Source organism: Nocardia sp. NPDC005366 (genome assembly GCF_040606855.1).
GTDB lineage: Bacteria > Actinomycetota > Actinomycetes > Mycobacteriales > Mycobacteriaceae > Nocardia.
This window is the reverse complement of record NZ_JBEXFQ010000001.1, coordinates 34,789-51,136: the sequence shown is the minus strand read 5'-3', so window position 1 is coordinate 51,136 and position 16,348 is coordinate 34,789. Positions and strand designations below refer to the sequence as shown.

Below are 16,348 nucleotides of genomic sequence, written 5' to 3'. Positions count from 1 at the left end.
CCCGGTTACCTGCGGCTGGCCCGGCGGTAGCCGATGACGGCGGGTACCGCGAACACCACGATCGCGCCGAGCGACCACATCGCGGTCAGCAGCAGCGGCCGGGCGAGCGGCCCGCCCAGCGACAGTGCCTTCATGGCGTCGACGGCCACCGACATCGGCTGATTGCGCACCACCGGCTGAATCCACTCCGGGAACGCGGCCAGCGGCACGAATCCGGTACTGAAGAACATCAACAGTGAACTGAGGATGGTGATGCCCTCGACCAGGGTCGCCTTCGCGGTGAAGACGGCGACGGCGGTGACCATCGTCGCGAACGCGAGACCGAAGAGCACCGGTATCAGGATGAACAGCGTGGCCGCCGCTGGTCCCTGCTGGAAACGGAAGCCGAGCAGATGGCCGACCACAACCACGGCCAGCGTTCCGACGAGGATGCGGCAGCCTTCGGCCAGGATGCGCGAGATCAGTCCGGATGCCCGGTGCACCGGCAGCACCCAGAAGCGGGCGAGCAGGCCGGCGTCGCGTTCGCGGCCGAGCATGACACCGCTGGCGACCGCGCCGGACAGCGCACCGACGATGGCGACCATCGGGACCGACCCGTAGAGGGCGTCGGTGCCGACGAATTTCTCGATCTGGCCGCCGATGACGATATCGAGCATGAGCAGCAGCAGGCACGGGATGATCAGGGTTTCCAGCAGCGACACCGGATTGCGCGACCAGCGCAACAGCAGCCGCTGGGTCTGAATCGCGGTATGCCGCAGCAGCGAGACCGGTGCGGTTTCCGACGATACGGTCCGAATGCGAGCGTCCGAGTACACCATCACGCCTTCCTCGAGCTCAGCCGGATGGCCAGTGGCAGGCACACCGCGAGAATTCCGATGGCCCACAGCAGCGGTGGGCCCATGAGCGACCAGCTCACCTCGCCCGCATTACCTTTCGCATCGCCGGCCAACGCCCGCAACGCGATGGCCCACTGGGAGATGGGCTGGTTGCGAACGAAAGGTTCGATCCAATCCGGGAATTGACTCGCCGGCGCGAGTCCTGTCGAGAGCATGCCGAAGATCAGCGGCGGCAGCACCAGCGCCTGGGTCGTCGCCTCCGGACTTTTCGACACCGTGCCGATCACATCCGCGCCGAGGGTCAACGCCACCCCGATCAGTAGGGAGAACAGCACCCAACCCAGCGTGTGCCAGGCGTCGAGGTAGAAACGGAAGCCGATGACCTTTCCGCACACCACCGCCGCCACCAGGGCGATCAGCAGCCGGAACAGATTGCCCGACATGCGCGCCCCCACGGGGACCAGCGCCCCGATCGGCATCGACCCGAATCGGCGATCCAGTCCGGCGACCGCGTCGGTGGCCGACCGGAAGGCCGCGCCGATGGCGGTGAACGCGGCGGCCTGCAGGATCACCAGCGGCATCATGAACTGCGCGTAGCTGCTGAAACCGTTGCCGGAGAACATCATCACGGTCTTGAGCGGAATGTAGAAACTGGCGGTGAACGCGGCGGGAGCCAGGACAGAGGACAGCACCTCACCGGTCTTGACCGAAGGCACGATCAACCGGGAGGTGAGCACCCACCACTGCTGCACCCGGAACGGGGTGGCGCGGGCGTCGGCCAGCCAGGCCCCCGTCGTCACGCGACGTCCTCTTTCGGTTCCGATTCCGCCAGATGCCCGGTCAGCTGCAGGAAGACATCATCGAGGGAGGGACGCCGCAGGGCGATGTCGACGAGTTCGACACCGGCGGAGTCGAGGCGGCGCAGCGCCTCGGCGAGTGTTCTCGCACCGTCCGGGGCCGGGATCGCGATCCGGTCCGACTCCGCGGTGAGCGCGGCGCGATTCCCGTCCGGCAGCAGTGAGCCGAGCGCGGCGGCGATGGCTGGCAGATCCTTCAGATCCAGCGGCACCACTTCGCAATAGCTGCCGCCGGTGCGCGATTTCAGTTCGTCGGCGGTGCCTTCGGCGATGACGACACCGTGGTCGATGACGATGATCCGGTCGCACAGCGCGTCGGCCTCCTCCAGGTACTGCGTCGTCAACAGGGTGGTGATGCCGTGCTTGCGGAAACCGGAGACGAGATCCCACACCCCCTGTCTGCTGCGTGGATCGAGACCGGTGGTCGGTTCGTCGAGGAACACCACATCGGGCCGGACCACGAGACCGCACGCGATATCGATACGCCTGCGCATACCGCCGGAGTAGGTGCCGACCCTGCGGCCCGCCGCGCCCTCCAGATCGAATTCGACGAGCAGTTCGGTAGCGCGGGCGCGGGCTGCCCGTTTGCGCAGCCCCATGAGCCTGCCGAACATCACCAGATTCTCGTAACCGGTGAGCATGTCGTCGAGGGCGGCGAACTGCCCGGTCAACATGATGGCGCGGCGTACGGCGGCCGGATCGGTGACCACGTCGTGGCCCGCGACCACCGCCCTGCCCTTATCGGGGGAGACGAGCGTGGACAGGATATTCACCATCGTGGTCTTGCCCGCGCCGTTCGGGCCGAGGATGCCGAGCACCTCCCCCTGCGCGGCGACGAAATTCACACCGCGCAAGGCGTGTACGGCGCCGAAGGATTTCTCGACACCCTCCACCACTACTCCCGTCTCGGCCCGCCCATCCGTCGTCGGGCGGACACCCCTCACGGAATCGCTACGCGATGCGGTCATGTTCTGCCTCCTGTTTCGGGCGGGAGCTCCGCGCCGTCAAATGCTCGTCGAGTACACGCGCGATGATCGGGAGCACGTGCGGTGCGGTCAGTTCGTCGTGGGTGACATCGATGTCGATATTGGTGATCTCCCCGGTGACGTGGGGACGCCAGCCCTGCGGCCCGAAAATGTCCGAACTATCCACGGTGGCACTGAAATACAGCACATCACCGTCGAAAATGGGCCTGCGGTAGCCGGTTCTGGTCCTGGCCGAGGCATTGTAGGAACCCGCCATCCGTTCCAGGGTGTCGGCGTCGACCAGTTGCGCGCCGCCCATCCGTTCCCGGATCAGGTCGGCGGCCTCCTGGGCGGTGGCCTCGGCGGGCACATCATCGATGCCGAACACCGCGCCGAAGGTGCTGATGAACGCGCCCGCGGTGAGTTTCTCGATGCTGTCGCCGTCGATATCGGCGGTGTCGGCGTCCAGCAGTGCGACGACGCCGACCTCGTGACCGGCCGCGGTCAGCTTGGTGGCGACGGCGTGCGCGATGAGTCCGCCGAACGACCAGCCGAGCAGATGGTAGGGCCCATGCGGCTGGACGGCGAGTATCTCGCGCACATAGCGGTCGGCGAATTCCTCGATGCTGCGCGCCGAGGGTTCCCTGCCGCTCAGGTCAGGGGCCTGGAGGCCGTAGATCGGGCGGCCGGGAGCCAGCGCCTCGGCCAATCCCAGGTAGGTCCACGCCATTCCGGACGACGGGTGCACACAGAACAGCGCGGGTTCGTCGCCGCCCGCGCGAATCGGCAGGAGCACATCGAGTCCGAGCGCATTACCCGGCTGGTCCGACGCGGCGCGTGCCATGGCCATGGCCATGGCCCGTTCCTCGTCGGCCCCGGCCTGCGCCGCCTCCGGTGTCCGCGCGAACGCCGCCGCCGCGGCGAGCGCGTCCACCCAGAGCCGGGCGAGTTCGGCGACATCGTCGCGCTCGAGCAGATTCTCGGGGAATCCGAAACTCGCGGTCAGTCGGTCACCGAGTACCACCGCGTTCACGTCGATCTCCGATTGCAGTGCGACATCGGGATATTCGGTGGCAGGCAGCTCGCCGAGTTCATCGGTGGGCAGCCAGCCGAGACCCTCGAGTCCGGCGGGAATATCGCCGGTCGAGTACCTGCCGAGGTAGTTGAAGCCGATACGGCCGGGCAGGCGCCGCGGAAGTCGTTGTGCGGTCTCGGCATTCAGGTAGCGCAGCAGTCCGAATCCGATGCCCTTGTCCGGCACCGCGAGCAGCCGATGTTTGGCGGCGCGGATGGCCGTGCCCATGTCGGGGCCGCCCGCGAACGCGGTATCCACATCGACACCGTCGGCGTCGACGCGCACCGGGTAGACGGTGGTGAACCAGCCGATCGTCCGCGAGAGATCCGCTCCGGGGACGATTTCCTGCTGGCGGCCGTGTCCTTCGAGCCGGATCAGGACGCTGTCACCGCCGTCACCGCCGTCGTTCTCCGTCGCCCGATCCGCGCGCCACCGGCGTACGGCCAGCGCCAGCGTGGCGAGCAGGGTGTCCTCCACACCGCCGTGGAACAGGCCGGGCAGCGTGGTCAACAGTGCCGCGGTGACATCCTCCGGCACCTCCACCTCGATCTGGCGCAATGTGAGCGCCCGGTCGACGGCGGGGTCGAGGTCACGGGCGCCGAAACGCGGATCGGGTCCCTCGATCACCTCACGCCAGTATCCGAGTTCGGCGATCCTGCTGTCGCGGTGCGCCTCTTCGGTCAGCGCGTGCGACCAGCGACGCATCGAGGTGCCGGTATCGGCGAGCACGGGGGTGGCGCCCGCGGACACCTGCGCCCAGGCCGCCATGAGATCGGGGACGAGGATTCGCCACGACACACCGTCCACCACCAGGTGGTGGGCCACCACGATCAGACGCCCCGCCCTGGTGCGGTCCCCCGCTTCCCCCACCGGATCGAGCCAGAGCAATCGCAGCACCCTGCCCCTCGCCGGATCCAGCCGATTCATCGCGGAATCCAATTCGGTGACGGCGAATTCACGCAGGTCGACGGTGTCGGCGTCCGCGGCGAACTCGACACGGCGGATGAGCGCGGCGATATCGACCGATCCGGGTTCGGCGACCTCGAGCCGATAGTCGCCGTGCGGTCCGCCATTACCTTCCGGGCGCACCTCCCGATAGAGGCGGGCACGGAGCATATCGTGGCGATCGACCACGGCCGCGACGGTGGCGACGAGCTGATCGTGCCGGATGCCGACCGGCAGTTCCAGTACCGCGGTCTGGGCGAAACGGTTGTGGTTGCCGCCGCGTTCGAGCATGTACCGCACGATGGGCGTCAGCGGCATCGCACCGACGCCGCCGCCGGGCAGTTCGTCGAGGGTGACGGCCGCACCGGCCGCGTCCGAGGCCGCCGCGAGCGCGGCGACGGTGCGATGTTCGAACACCTGCAACGGAGTCACCGTGATGCCCTGCGCGCGGGCCCGCGAGACCAGCTGGATCGCCAGGATACTGTCGCCGCCGAGGGCGAAGAAGGAATCGCGCACGCCGACCTTGTCGCGGCCGAGCAGTTCGGCGAAGACCTCGGCCAGGATCTCCTCGGTGGGCGTGCCCGGTGCGACGTATTCGGTCTCGTCATCGGCGAATACCGGTTCCGGCAGCGCTTTTCGATCGAGCTTGCCGACCGCGGTGAGCGGGATGGCGTCCATGACGACGATCGAGGACGGCACCATATAACCGGGCAGCGATTCGGCGGCGTAGGCGCGCAGCGCCGCGATATCCACCTCGACCCCCGGCTCGCGCACCACGTAGGCCGCGAGCGCGGTGGAACCCGCCGGGCCGCGCACACCCAGTGTCACCGCGAATTCCACGCCGTCGGCGCGTCCGAGAACAGCATCGATCTCACCGAGTTCGATGCGCTGACCGCGCACCTTCACCTGGAAGTCGGTGCGGCCGATGTATTCCAGCCGCAGCCCCGCCGCCGTCCCCGCCGCGCGGACCCAGCGCACCAGGTCACCGGTGCGGTACATCCGATCCCCCGGGGCACCGTAGGGATCGGCGACGAATCTGGCCGCGTTGAGATCGGGCCTGGCGTGGTATCCGCGCGCCAATGCCGGTCCGGTGAGGTACAGCTCGCCCGCCACCCCGACCGGAACCGGACGCAGGCGCTCATCGAGCACGAGGACCGCCGCGCCGCGGATCGGGCCGCCGATGGTGACCGGTTCGCCCACCGTCAACGGTGCCGAACCCGTTGCCCAGATGGTGAATTCGGTGGGCCCGTACAGATTGACCATGGTGCGCCCGAGCGCCCAGCGCTCGACGAGTTCGGCGCCGACGGCCTCGCCCGCCACCGCAAGCACCCGCACGCTCGACACCCGCTCCGGATCCACCGTCGCCAGCGCCGAGGGGGTGATGACCATATGGGTGACCCGGTGCGCCTCGATCAGTTCCGCGAGCGCGTCGCCGCCGAATACCTCCGGCGGTGCGACGACCGCCGCGCCGCCCGATCCGAAGGCCATGAGTGCCTCGAAGATCGAGGCGTCGAAACTCGGCGACGCCACTTGGAGCACGCGGGAATTCTCGTCGACGCGCAGTGATTCCTGTTGGGCCGCGACGAGATCGGCGAGGCCGCGGTGCGACACCGCGACGCCCTTCGGCGTTCCGGTCGACCCCGAGGTGTAGATCATCCAGGCCGGGTGGTCGGGCCGGATCGGTGCGCGCAGATCGGTGGAGCGCAACGCGCGGGCCTCGGCCGCCTCCCAGGTCGCGGCGAATTCCGGGTCGTCGAGTACCAGCCAGCGCGTCCCGTCCGGCAGCCGCTCCCGGTGCGCGCCGACCGTGAGGCCGAGTGCCGCATCGGAATCGGAGAGCATGTGCTCGATCCGGTCGGGCGGATACTTCGGATCGACCGGCAGGAATGCCGCGCCCGCCTTCGCCGCCGCCCATACGCCGATCAGCAGTTCCGCGCCGCGGGTGAGGCCGAGGGCGACGACGGTTTCCGGGCCTGCGCCCGCCTCGATCAGCAGTCGGGCCAGCCGGTTCGACCGCGCGTCGAGTTCGCGGTAGCTGGTCGTGACACCGTCGACCACCAGCGCCGGATGGTCCGGGTAGGCCGCCGCCGATTCCGCGAGCAGCCACGGCAGCGGCACGGTGCCGATCCCGCGCGGGCCGCGTACCGGGACCAGCGCCGCGCGCTCGCCCGCCGCGAGGATGTCGATGTCGGCGATCGTCAGATCGGGGTCGGCGACCACCGCGGCGAGCACCCGCTGCCAGCGGTCCGCGAACGCCGCGACCGTGGCCGCGTCGAAAAGGTCGGTGGCGTAGGTGAGCACCCCGTCGAGACCCGCCGCGTCGGTGCCGGAGAAGCGTTCGCGCAGGTCCAGTGTCAGATCGAATTGCGCGGCATCGCGATCCAGATCCTCGACCTCGATGCGAAGGCCAGGCAGCTCCAACACGGGTTCCACGAAATTCTGCAGTGACAGCGACACCTGGAAGATCGGATGGTGCGCCGTCGATCGGGCCGGGTTCAGCACCTGCACCAACCGTTCGAACGGCACATCGGCATTGGCGAAGGCGTCCAGATCCGATGCCCGCACCCGGCCGAGGAATTCGCGGAATCCGGCATTCGGGTCGACGGGTGTCCGCAGTGCCAGGGTGTTGACGAACATGCCGACCACACCGTCCAGCGCGGCCTCGCCGCGCCCTGCCACCGCCGTGCCGACGACCACATCGTCGGTGCCGCCGAGACGGGCCAACAGGACCGCGAGCGCGGCGTGCACCACCATGAACAGGCTGACGTCCGCGGCAGCCGCGAGATCGGCCACACCGCGGTGCAGCGCGGGATCGACGGTGAATGCCAGGTCGGCGCTGTGCATGGACTGCACGGCGGGACGCGGGCGGTCGGCGGGCAATTCCAGCAGATCCGGCGCGCCGGTGAGCGAATCGGTCCAGTAGCCGATCTGACGCGCGGCGAGCGATTCCGGATCGGATTCGTCACCGAGCAGTTCCCGGTGCCACAGCGCGAAATCCGCGTATTGCACCGGCAACGCGGGCATGTCGGTTTCGACGCCCGCGGCGCGCGCGGCGTAGGCGGTCATCAGATCGGTGGCGAGCGGCGCCATCGATGTGCCGTCGGCGCTGATGTGGTGGACCACGAGCACAACCACATGCACCGGGGGCCCGCCCTCCTGGGACGAGTCGTCGTGGACACGGAAAAGCCCCACCCGCAACGGCGGCTCGGTGGCGAGGTCGAATCCGACACCGGCCAGCTCAGCGATCCGATCGCGCAGTGCCGCCGGGCTGTCGGCATCGACCGGGCGCAGTGTCGGCGCGGCCACCTCGACCCCGACCACGACCTGGCGGGGCCCGTCGGCATCGGCGGGATACATGGTGCGCAGACTCTCGTGCCGCGCGACCACATCGGCCAGGGCCAGCCGCATGGCCTCGGTGTCCAGTTCACCGGTCAGCCGCAACGCGACGGCGATGTTGTACGCGGGCGAACCGGGTTCGAGCTGATTGAGCACCCACATCCGCTGCTGCGCGGGCGAGAGCGGGATGCGATCGGGGCGGATACGCGGGGCGAGACCGAACCGGGCGCGCTCCCCCGCACCCGCGGGGACGACGCGGGTCGCCAGCTGCGCGACGGTCGGCGCGTCGAACAGATCGCGCAGGGCGATCGTCGAGCCGAGCGCGGCGTTGACCCTGGCCACCACGCGGGTCGCGCTGAGCGAGTTGCCGCCGAGTTCGAAGAAGGAGTGATCGACGCTGACCCGTTCGTTGTCGAGCACTTCGGCGAAGACCTCGGCGACGGCGTGTTCGACCGGGGTGCGCGGGGCCAGGTAGCGGCGCTGGAAACTCTCGAAATCCGGTATCGGCAATGCCTTTCGATCCAGTTTGCCGACCGGCGTGAGCGGAACGTCGTCGAGCACGATCAGGTAGCCAGGGACCATATACCCCGGCAGCGCGCCCGCGATGCGCACCCGCAGGCGCTCGGTATCGAATTCGCTGTCGGCGCCGACGGATTCGCGCCAGGCCTGGGTCGGCACCACGTAGGAGACCAGCACGGTCTCCCCCGCCGGACCGGGGCAGCCGATGGTCGCGGCGTATTCGACCTCGTCGTCGGCGGACAGTACGGCGTCGATCTCGCCGAGCTCGATTCGCAGACCGCGAATCTTCACCTGGAAATCGCTGCGCCCCAGGTATTCCAGCTCCAGTGTGTCGTTCCAGTCGACCCAGCGCACCATATCGCCGGTCCGGTACATCCGCTCCCCGGCCGCACCGTAGGGATTGGCGATGAACCGCGCCGCGGTCATACCGAAACGATTGAAGTAGCCGCGGGCGATGGCGGGCCCGGCCAGATACAACTCCCCTTCGACACCGACCGGCACCGGACGCAGCCAGCCGTCGAGCACCATGACCTCGGCGCCGCGGATCGGACCGCCCATGGTGACCGGCTCGCCCGCCCGCAATTCACCGGGACCGGTCGCCCAGATGCTGAACTCGGTCGGTCCGTACAGGTTCGCCATGCGCCGTCCCACCGACCACTGCGCGGTCAGCTCGGCCCCCGCCGCCTCGCCCGCGACCGAGAGCACCCGCAGATCGGGCAGTCCGCTCGGATCCATGGTGGCGAGCACCGACGGGGTGATCACCGCGTGGGTGACCCGCTGGGCGCGCAGCAACTGCTCGAGTTCGGATCCGCCGTAGACCTCCGGCGGGGACAGCACCAGCCGCCCGCCCATGGCGTGCGCGGTCAGCAATTCGAAGACCGACGCGTCGAAACTCGGTGAGGCGACCTGCAATGCGCTGGCCGTGGGGTCGAGATCGAGCGTTTCCCGCTGTGCCGTCACCAGATTCGCGATCCCGCGATGGCTGAGCAGCACCGCCTTGGGTTTGCCGGTGGAGCCGGAGGTGTAGATCAGGTACGCGGTCTGATCCATCCGGATCGCGCCGCCGCGTTCGTCATCGGTGATGGGCGCGTCGGAGACGGTCATCACGCGCCGGATCGTATTGAGGTCGTCCAGCAGCAACCAGTCGATACTGCCGGGCAGCGTCTCACCGGTCGCCCGGACGGTGACGCCGATCGGGGCCTTGGAATCGGTGAGGATGTGCTCGATCCGCTCCACCGGGTAATTCGGGTCGAGCGGCGCGAAGGCGGCGCCGGTCTTGGCGAGCGCCCACACCGCGACGACCGATTCCACCGAGCGGGTCAGCGCGAGGACGACGAAGACCTCCGCGCCGATACCGCGACGCAACAGCACCCGCGCGAACCGGTTCGACCACGCGTCGAGTTCGCCGTAGGTCATGCTGTCACCGCCCGCGTCGACCGCGATGGCATTCGGATTGATCCGCGCCCCCGCGCCGAGCACATCAGGCAGGGTGCGCTGGGGCACCGATTCCGGCCCGCGCACCGGCAGCAGCGCGGCCCGTTCGGCGGCGTCGCAATGGTGCAGCCGCGCGACAAGGGATTCCGGATGTTCGGCGATCTGGGTGAGCAGCAGCACGAACCGGTCGAGCAAGCGCCGCGCCGCGGATTCCGCGAGGTGGTCGGCGAGGAATTTCACGGTGACGCGCAGGGTGTCGTTGCTGCCCGGCATCCCGTGCAGTGGAATCACCATGAGGTTCAACGGATACGGGGTGGCGTCGGTGCCCGCGACGTCGAGGATGCGCATACCCGCGATATCCATCGACCGCGACAGCGCCTCGCGGTCGATCGGATACGACTCGAAAACCGTGAGGGTGTCGAACAATTCGGCCAGACCGACGGCCTTGTGGATGGCCGCGAGCCCGACGTGCTGATGATCGAGCAGCCGCGCCTGTTCGGACTGTACCCGCGCCAGCAGCGCCGACACCGATTCCGACGGGTCCAAACGCACCCGTACCGGCAGGGTGTTGATGAACAGCCCGACCATATCCTCGACGCCGGCCAGCTGCGGCGGCCTGCCGGAGACCGTACCGCCGAACACCACATCGGTGCGTCCGGTCGACATCGCCAGCAGCAGCGCCCACGCCGCCTGCACGGCGGTATTCACGGTGGCCCCCGCAGCGCGGGTGGCGGCTTCCAGCCGCGCGATCAACGCGGCGGGCAGATCGACCGAGACCATGCCGGATTCGGTCGAACGGATATCGGCGAGGGTCGGAATGGCCCTGGTCGGCGCGTCGATTCCGGCCAGCGCGTCACGCCACACGGCCAGGGCCGCCTCCGAGCCGCCGAGTGCGCCGCCTGCCGCGGCGGCGTCGTCCTGCTCGGCCAGCCAGGACAGGAATTCCCGGTACGACGGCGCGGGCGGCAGGACATCCGCCACGGCCGCGCCCGCACCCGTCGCGATGTAGACGGTGAGCAGTTCACGCACCAGCAGCGGGGTCGACCAGCCGTCGAGCACCAGATGGTGATTGGTCATCAGCAGGGTGTAGGTCTCGGGACCGGTGTGGATGAGCAGGAACCGCAGCAGCGGCGGACGGGTGAGATCGAAACGGCTGTTCGCGTCGACCGCGATCAGGCGTTCCAGCTCACGTTCCCGCTCGGCCGGATCCGGGAGGCGGGTGAGGTCGAGTTCCTGCCAGCGCACCTCGGCGGCGGAGAGCACGAGCTGACGCGGCCCGTCCTCGGTTTCCACGAACGCGACCCGCAGATTCTCGTGGCGATCGACCAGAGTCTGTGCCGCGGTGCGCAATCGGGACGCGTCGACCCGGCCCGCGAGGCTGAGCCTGGTCTGCACGGTGTACCCGTCGGCGGTGTCGGTGTCGTACCAGGCGTGGAACAGCAGACCGTATTGCAGCGGCGACAGCGGCCAGACCTCGGCCAGATCCGGATAGGTGCGCGCCCAGCCGTCGATCTGACGTTGCGTCACCGTGGTCAGCGGGAAATCCGACGGGGTGTGGCCGCCCGCGTCTCGCGAGGTCGCGTGCGCGGCCAGCGCGCGCAGCGCCGCCGTCCACAGCTCGGCCAGTTCGGCGACCTGGCCCGCGTCCAGGACACCGGAGGCGTAGGCCCAGGTCACGTCGAGGGCCGACGCGCCCATGATCGCGTTGACATCGATGATCGCGGGCAGTGGTGCGCGATCGTCCTGGGTGGACGCGAAACGCCGTGGCAGCCATGCCTCGTCGGTTCCGCCCGCCCCACGTCCGAGATAGTTGAAGCTGATCTGCGGGACGGGAGCGCCTTCCAGCGCCGCGGCGCCCTCCGGGTCCAGATAGCGCAGCATTCCGTAACCGACGCCGCGATCGGGCACGGCGCGCAACTGTTCCTTGGCCGCCTTGATCGCCGCGCCCGCGGCGGGACCGCCCGCGAACGCGTCGTCCAGATCGATCCCGGTCAGATCGATGGCCACCGGGTACACGCTGGTGAACCAGCCCACCGTCCGCGCGACGTCGGCGCCGGGCAGCACGGATTCCTCACGGCCGTGGCCCTCCAGCGTGAACAGCGCTCCGGTGCGGTCGCGCCAGCGGCCCACGGCCATGGTCAACGCGGCGAGCAGCACGTCATCCGCGCCGCAGTAGAAACGCGCCGGCGCGATATCGAGCACCGCGTCCGCGATTTCGGCGTCCACGGTGGTGCTCAGTTGCGCCATGGTGGCGACCACGTCGACAGCCGGATCGGCGGCACGGCTCCCGATCACCGGGTCCGGCGTCCGCAGAATCCGTTGCCACAGCGGCAGTTCCGCGCGCCGCGAGGCGGCCTGTGCCACGGTGGCATGCGCCCAGCGCCGGAACGAGGTGCCGACCGGGTCGAGCGCGCCGCCGAACCACGCGGCGGCCAGGTCGGGCAGCAGAACGCGCCACGAAACCCCGTCGGTGACCAGGTGATGCAGGACCAGCCACAACAGCGAACCGCCGGACGGGTCGTTCTCCGGGCGGATCAGCACGAATTGGGCGACGACGCCCGCCGCCGGATCGAGTCGGTCGGCGGCACGCTGCAATTCCCGCTCGGCGATCTCTTCGGGGGCACCGTCCGCGGTGACCACCTCGATCAGATCCGCCGCATCGACCGAACCCGGCTCACCGACCACCCATTCCCAGCCGTCGCCGGACCGCCGCAAGGTGCTGCGCAGCAGGTCGTGATGATCGAGCAGGGTCCGCACCGCCCCGGTCAACGGGGCCGCATCGGCGCCACCGGGCAGTCCGATCAGCACCGCCTGGCTGTAGCGCTGCCAGGTGTCGCCCTGTTCGAGCATGGCGTGCACGATCGGGGTGAGCGCGACCGGGCCGACACCGCCGCCGGGCAATTCGACGACCGCGCTGTCGGCCACGTCGGTGGCCGTCGCGGCCAGTGCGGCAACGGTTTTGCGCTCGAAGACGTCACGGGCGCTGAACTGCATGCCCGCGGCACGTGCCCGGGAGACCAGTTGGATGGAGACGATGCTGTCACCGCCGAGGGCGAAGAAATTCTCGTCGACGCCGACCGAATCCAGACCGAGCACCTCGGCGAATATCGCGGCGAGGGTCTCCTCGCGCGGCGTCGAGGGAGCCCGGTGTTCGGTGGCGCGCGCGCCGAAATCCGGTGCGGGCAGGGCGCGACGATCGACCTTGCCGACCGGGGTGAGCGGCAGATGATCGAGCACCATGATGACCGACGGCACCATATAGGACGGAAGATTCTGTCCGACAGCGACTTTCAGCGCCTCGGGCTGCAACTGCGCGCCCGGCACGCCGAGTACGTAGGCGGCGAGCGCGGTGGCTCCCGAGGGGGTCGTCGCGCCGATGGTGATGGCGAAGTCGACACCCGGCTGCTGTTGCAGCGCGGCATCGATCTCCCCCAGTTCGATACGGTATCCGCGCACCTTCACCTGGAAGTCGCCGCGCCCGGCGTAGTCCAGTTCCAGCCTGCCGTCACGATGACGCCAGCGCACCAGGTCGCCGGTGCGATACATCCGCTCACCCGGTGCGTACGGATCGGCGACGAATCTGCTCGCGGTCAGGCCGTTGCGCCGGTGATAGCCGCGGGCGACAGCGGGCCCGCCGAGGTACAGTTCGCCCGCCACACCGGGTGCGACGGGTCGCAGCCACGGGTCGAGCACCACCGCGCGCACCCCCCTGGTGATGCCGCCGATGGTGATCGGGGATTCGGGCGTCAGCGGTGCGCTGAGCGTCACCGTGATCGTTGTCTCGGTCGGCCCGTACCCGTTCAACAGGGTCCGGCCCGACCATTTCGCCACCAGTTCCGGCGGGCAGGCGTCGCCGCCGACGATGACGGTGCCCAGCTCAGGCAGCGTCGCCGGATCGAGCGAATTCACCACGGCGGGAGTCACATTGAGATGGGTCGCCCGGTACTCGCGCAGTACCCGCGCCAATTCCTCGCCCGCGTAGGCCGAAGGCGGCACCACCGCGACCGTCGCGCCCGCCGCCAACGCGACCAGCAATTCCTCGACCGAGATATCGAAACTGGGCGAGACGGCATGGGCGATCACCGACTCCGCGGTGACGCCGAATCCGGCCCCGGAGTTGGCGACGAGATTCGCCAGTCCACGGTGGGAGACCATGACGCCCTTGGGCAGGCCGGTCGATCCCGAGGTGTAGATGAGGTAGGCGGTCTGGTCGAGACGCAGATTCGCGGTGCGGTCCGCGTCGGTGACAGCGCCCGAATCCTGTGCGGCGACAGCGTCATCGGTGCCGGGGTCGTCCAGCGCGAGCCAGGCGACCTTGTCGGGCAGCGCATCCCGTGCCGCCGCCACGGTCAACCCGGCCACCACGCCGCTGTCGTCGACCATGTACTCGATGCGCTCGGCGGGATAGCCGGGATCGATCGGCACGAAGGCCGCGCCGGTCTTGGCGACCGCGCACATCGCCAGCACCGACTCCGCGGAGCGCGGAATCGAAATCGCCACGCTGCGTTCGGGGCCCGCTCCGGCGGCGATCAGCACCCTGGCCAGGCGATCGGTGTAGTCGTCGACCTCACGGTAGGTCAGCCTCCGATCGCCCGCGCGAATCGCGACCGCGTCGGGCGCGAGTGCCGCGCCGTCGGCCAGGATCTCGGGCAGGGTCCGCGGGCGCACATCCTCGGTGCCGCGGGCGGGGGCCAGTTCGGCGGATTCCGGCTCGAACAGTACCGCGATACTCGCCACCGGCGCGTCGGTCCCGGCGACCAGGAAGCGATGCAGGAAGGCGAGGAAGCGGCGGTGCTGGGCCGCGAGCTCGGCGTCGGCGTAGAGATTCGGGTTGGCCTGGAAATCGATATGGGTGCTCTCGCCGCCCACGCCGGGGTACAGATTGAGGAACAGATCCTCGATCAGTCCCGAGGTGAGGACATGCATGCGTCCGGTGACCGGTCCCAGCGCGATCCTGGTGTCCATCATCATGAGATTGACCGTCGGACCGAAGGAAGCGGCCTCGTCCACGGCCCAGCCCAGATCGCGGACGATATCCTCCTGGCGATACCGCTGCCTGCGCAACGCCGAGGTCAGCTCCCCTTGCGCGGCGCGGATCAGCGCACCGACGGTCACCGTCGAATCCAGCCGCAGGCGCAACGGCACCACATTGGCGACCATGCCGCCGGAACGGCGCAGCGACGCGGTGGTCCGGCCCGAAACCGGCAGGCTGAGCATCACTTCCGGCGCACCGGTCATCGCACCCAGGTAGGCGCCGAACGCGGCGACCACCACCGGCGCGATACTCGAATTCTCCGATTTGGCCACGGCGTCCATCAACGCGGCGGTATCCGCGGGCAGCTCACCGGTGACCAGACTGGGATGGGCGTCGACATCGGCCGCCCGGCCCGCCAGACTCACCGGTTCCGCCATCCCGGCCAGATGTTCACGCCAGTGCTCGCCGTCGGCCTTGAACCGGTCCGACGCGCGGTAGGCGAGGTCGGCGTCGATGATCTTGCGCAGATCCTCGGCCTTACCCTGCGGTTCCGGCTTGCCATCGGCCGCCGCGGCGTACAACTCGGCGATGCGCTGCAGCAGGGTCATCGCACCGAAGCCGTCGAGCACGATGTGGTGAATGCGCTGGTACCAGAGCCAGTGCTGCTCGCCGACCCGCAGCATCGTCATCGCGGCGAGCCGGTCGCGCATCAGGTCCAGCGGAGCGCTGTACTCCGCCCGCATCCAGGCGTGCGCGGCCGCCACCGGATCGGATTCGTCCCGGAAATCCACGACGACCAGGTCGTCGTCCAAGGTCGGGTCGATCACCTGGTACGGAAAGCCGTCGACCTCGATCAGCCGCAGATAGCCGGTACCGAATTCCCTGCCCGCCCGCCGCGAGGCCATCGCGAGCAGTTCGAGATCGATCGGTCCGTCGAATTCGGTGTACTGAGCGATGGAAATGGGGGTGTCGCCCGCGAAATGCTGGGCGAACCAGATTCCGCGCTGCGCGGCGGAAAGGGGGAAGGCTTCGGCGGGCAACTCGTTGTCCGACGCAACCGGCGAAGGAGATCGCTGTGGCATAGGTGATTCCTGCGTGCTCAGGCGAGGGTCAGTGTGGACAAGGCGGAACGCGCGCCGCACCGAGCTCGGGCAAGCGCGCAGTCGGCCGCAGGATGCCTGCTCGATCGGGGGCGAACGAGCCGTTCGGCGGGTGATTCGACCAGCGTGCGCATGTGTTTGCTCCCTCGGAAGTCTATCCCGCGGCGGCACTCGGATATCTCGGAATTCACCTGCCGTGACGGGATCTCGGTGCGAGCGCGTTCTCACCCGAAGAACCGACCGAAAGCCGGGAATCGACGGACGTTTTTCGTCGGTCGATTCCCGGCCGGTATCGCGGGGATAAAC

General features: G+C 69.0%; 4 protein-coding genes. All 4 read right to left on the bottom strand.

The window, feature by feature from the left end:
* Window positions 1–5: 5 nt before the first annotated feature.
* The 4 genes from ABZS43_RS00200 to ABZS43_RS00185 are packed head-to-tail and all read right to left on the bottom strand — an operon-like array spanning window position 6 to window position 16,024.
* The gene (locus tag ABZS43_RS00200) at window positions 6–818 is read right to left on the bottom strand and encodes an ABC transporter permease (protein WP_355033593.1); all 813 of its coding nucleotides are present in this window, start codon (window positions 816–818) and stop codon (window positions 6–8) included.
* The gene (locus ABZS43_RS00195) at window positions 818–1,636 is read right to left on the bottom strand and encodes an antibiotic transporter (protein ID WP_355033592.1); all 819 of its coding nucleotides are present in this window, start codon (window positions 1,634–1,636) and stop codon (window positions 818–820) included. The genes ABZS43_RS00200 and ABZS43_RS00195 overlap by 1 nt, the downstream gene beginning before the upstream one ends.
* Entirely contained in the window at window positions 1,633–2,661 is a 1,029-nt protein-coding gene (locus ABZS43_RS00190; RefSeq protein ID WP_355033591.1) for an ATP-binding cassette domain-containing protein, read from the bottom strand. The genes ABZS43_RS00195 and ABZS43_RS00190 overlap by 4 nt, the downstream gene beginning before the upstream one ends.
* The gene (locus ABZS43_RS00185) at window positions 2,645–16,024 is read right to left on the bottom strand and encodes an amino acid adenylation domain-containing protein (protein WP_355033590.1); all 13,380 of its coding nucleotides are present in this window, start codon (window positions 16,022–16,024) and stop codon (window positions 2,645–2,647) included. Before ABZS43_RS00185 ends, ABZS43_RS00190 begins: the two co-directional genes overlap by 17 nt.
* Window positions 16,025–16,348: the final 324 nt, after the last annotated feature.

Bases quoted from the DNA above. Each gene is read 5' to 3' on its own strand.
- ABZS43_RS00200 (WP_355033593.1), bottom strand. From the start codon at position 818: ATGGTGTACTCGGACGCTCGCATTCGGACCGTATCGTCGGAAACCGCA.
- ABZS43_RS00190 (WP_355033591.1), bottom strand. From the start codon at position 2,661: ATGACCGCATCGCGTAGCGATTCCGTGAGGGGTGTCCGCCCGACGACG.
- ABZS43_RS00185 (WP_355033590.1), bottom strand. From the start codon at position 16,024: ATGCCACAGCGATCTCCTTCGCCGGTTGCGTCGGACAACGAGTTGCCC.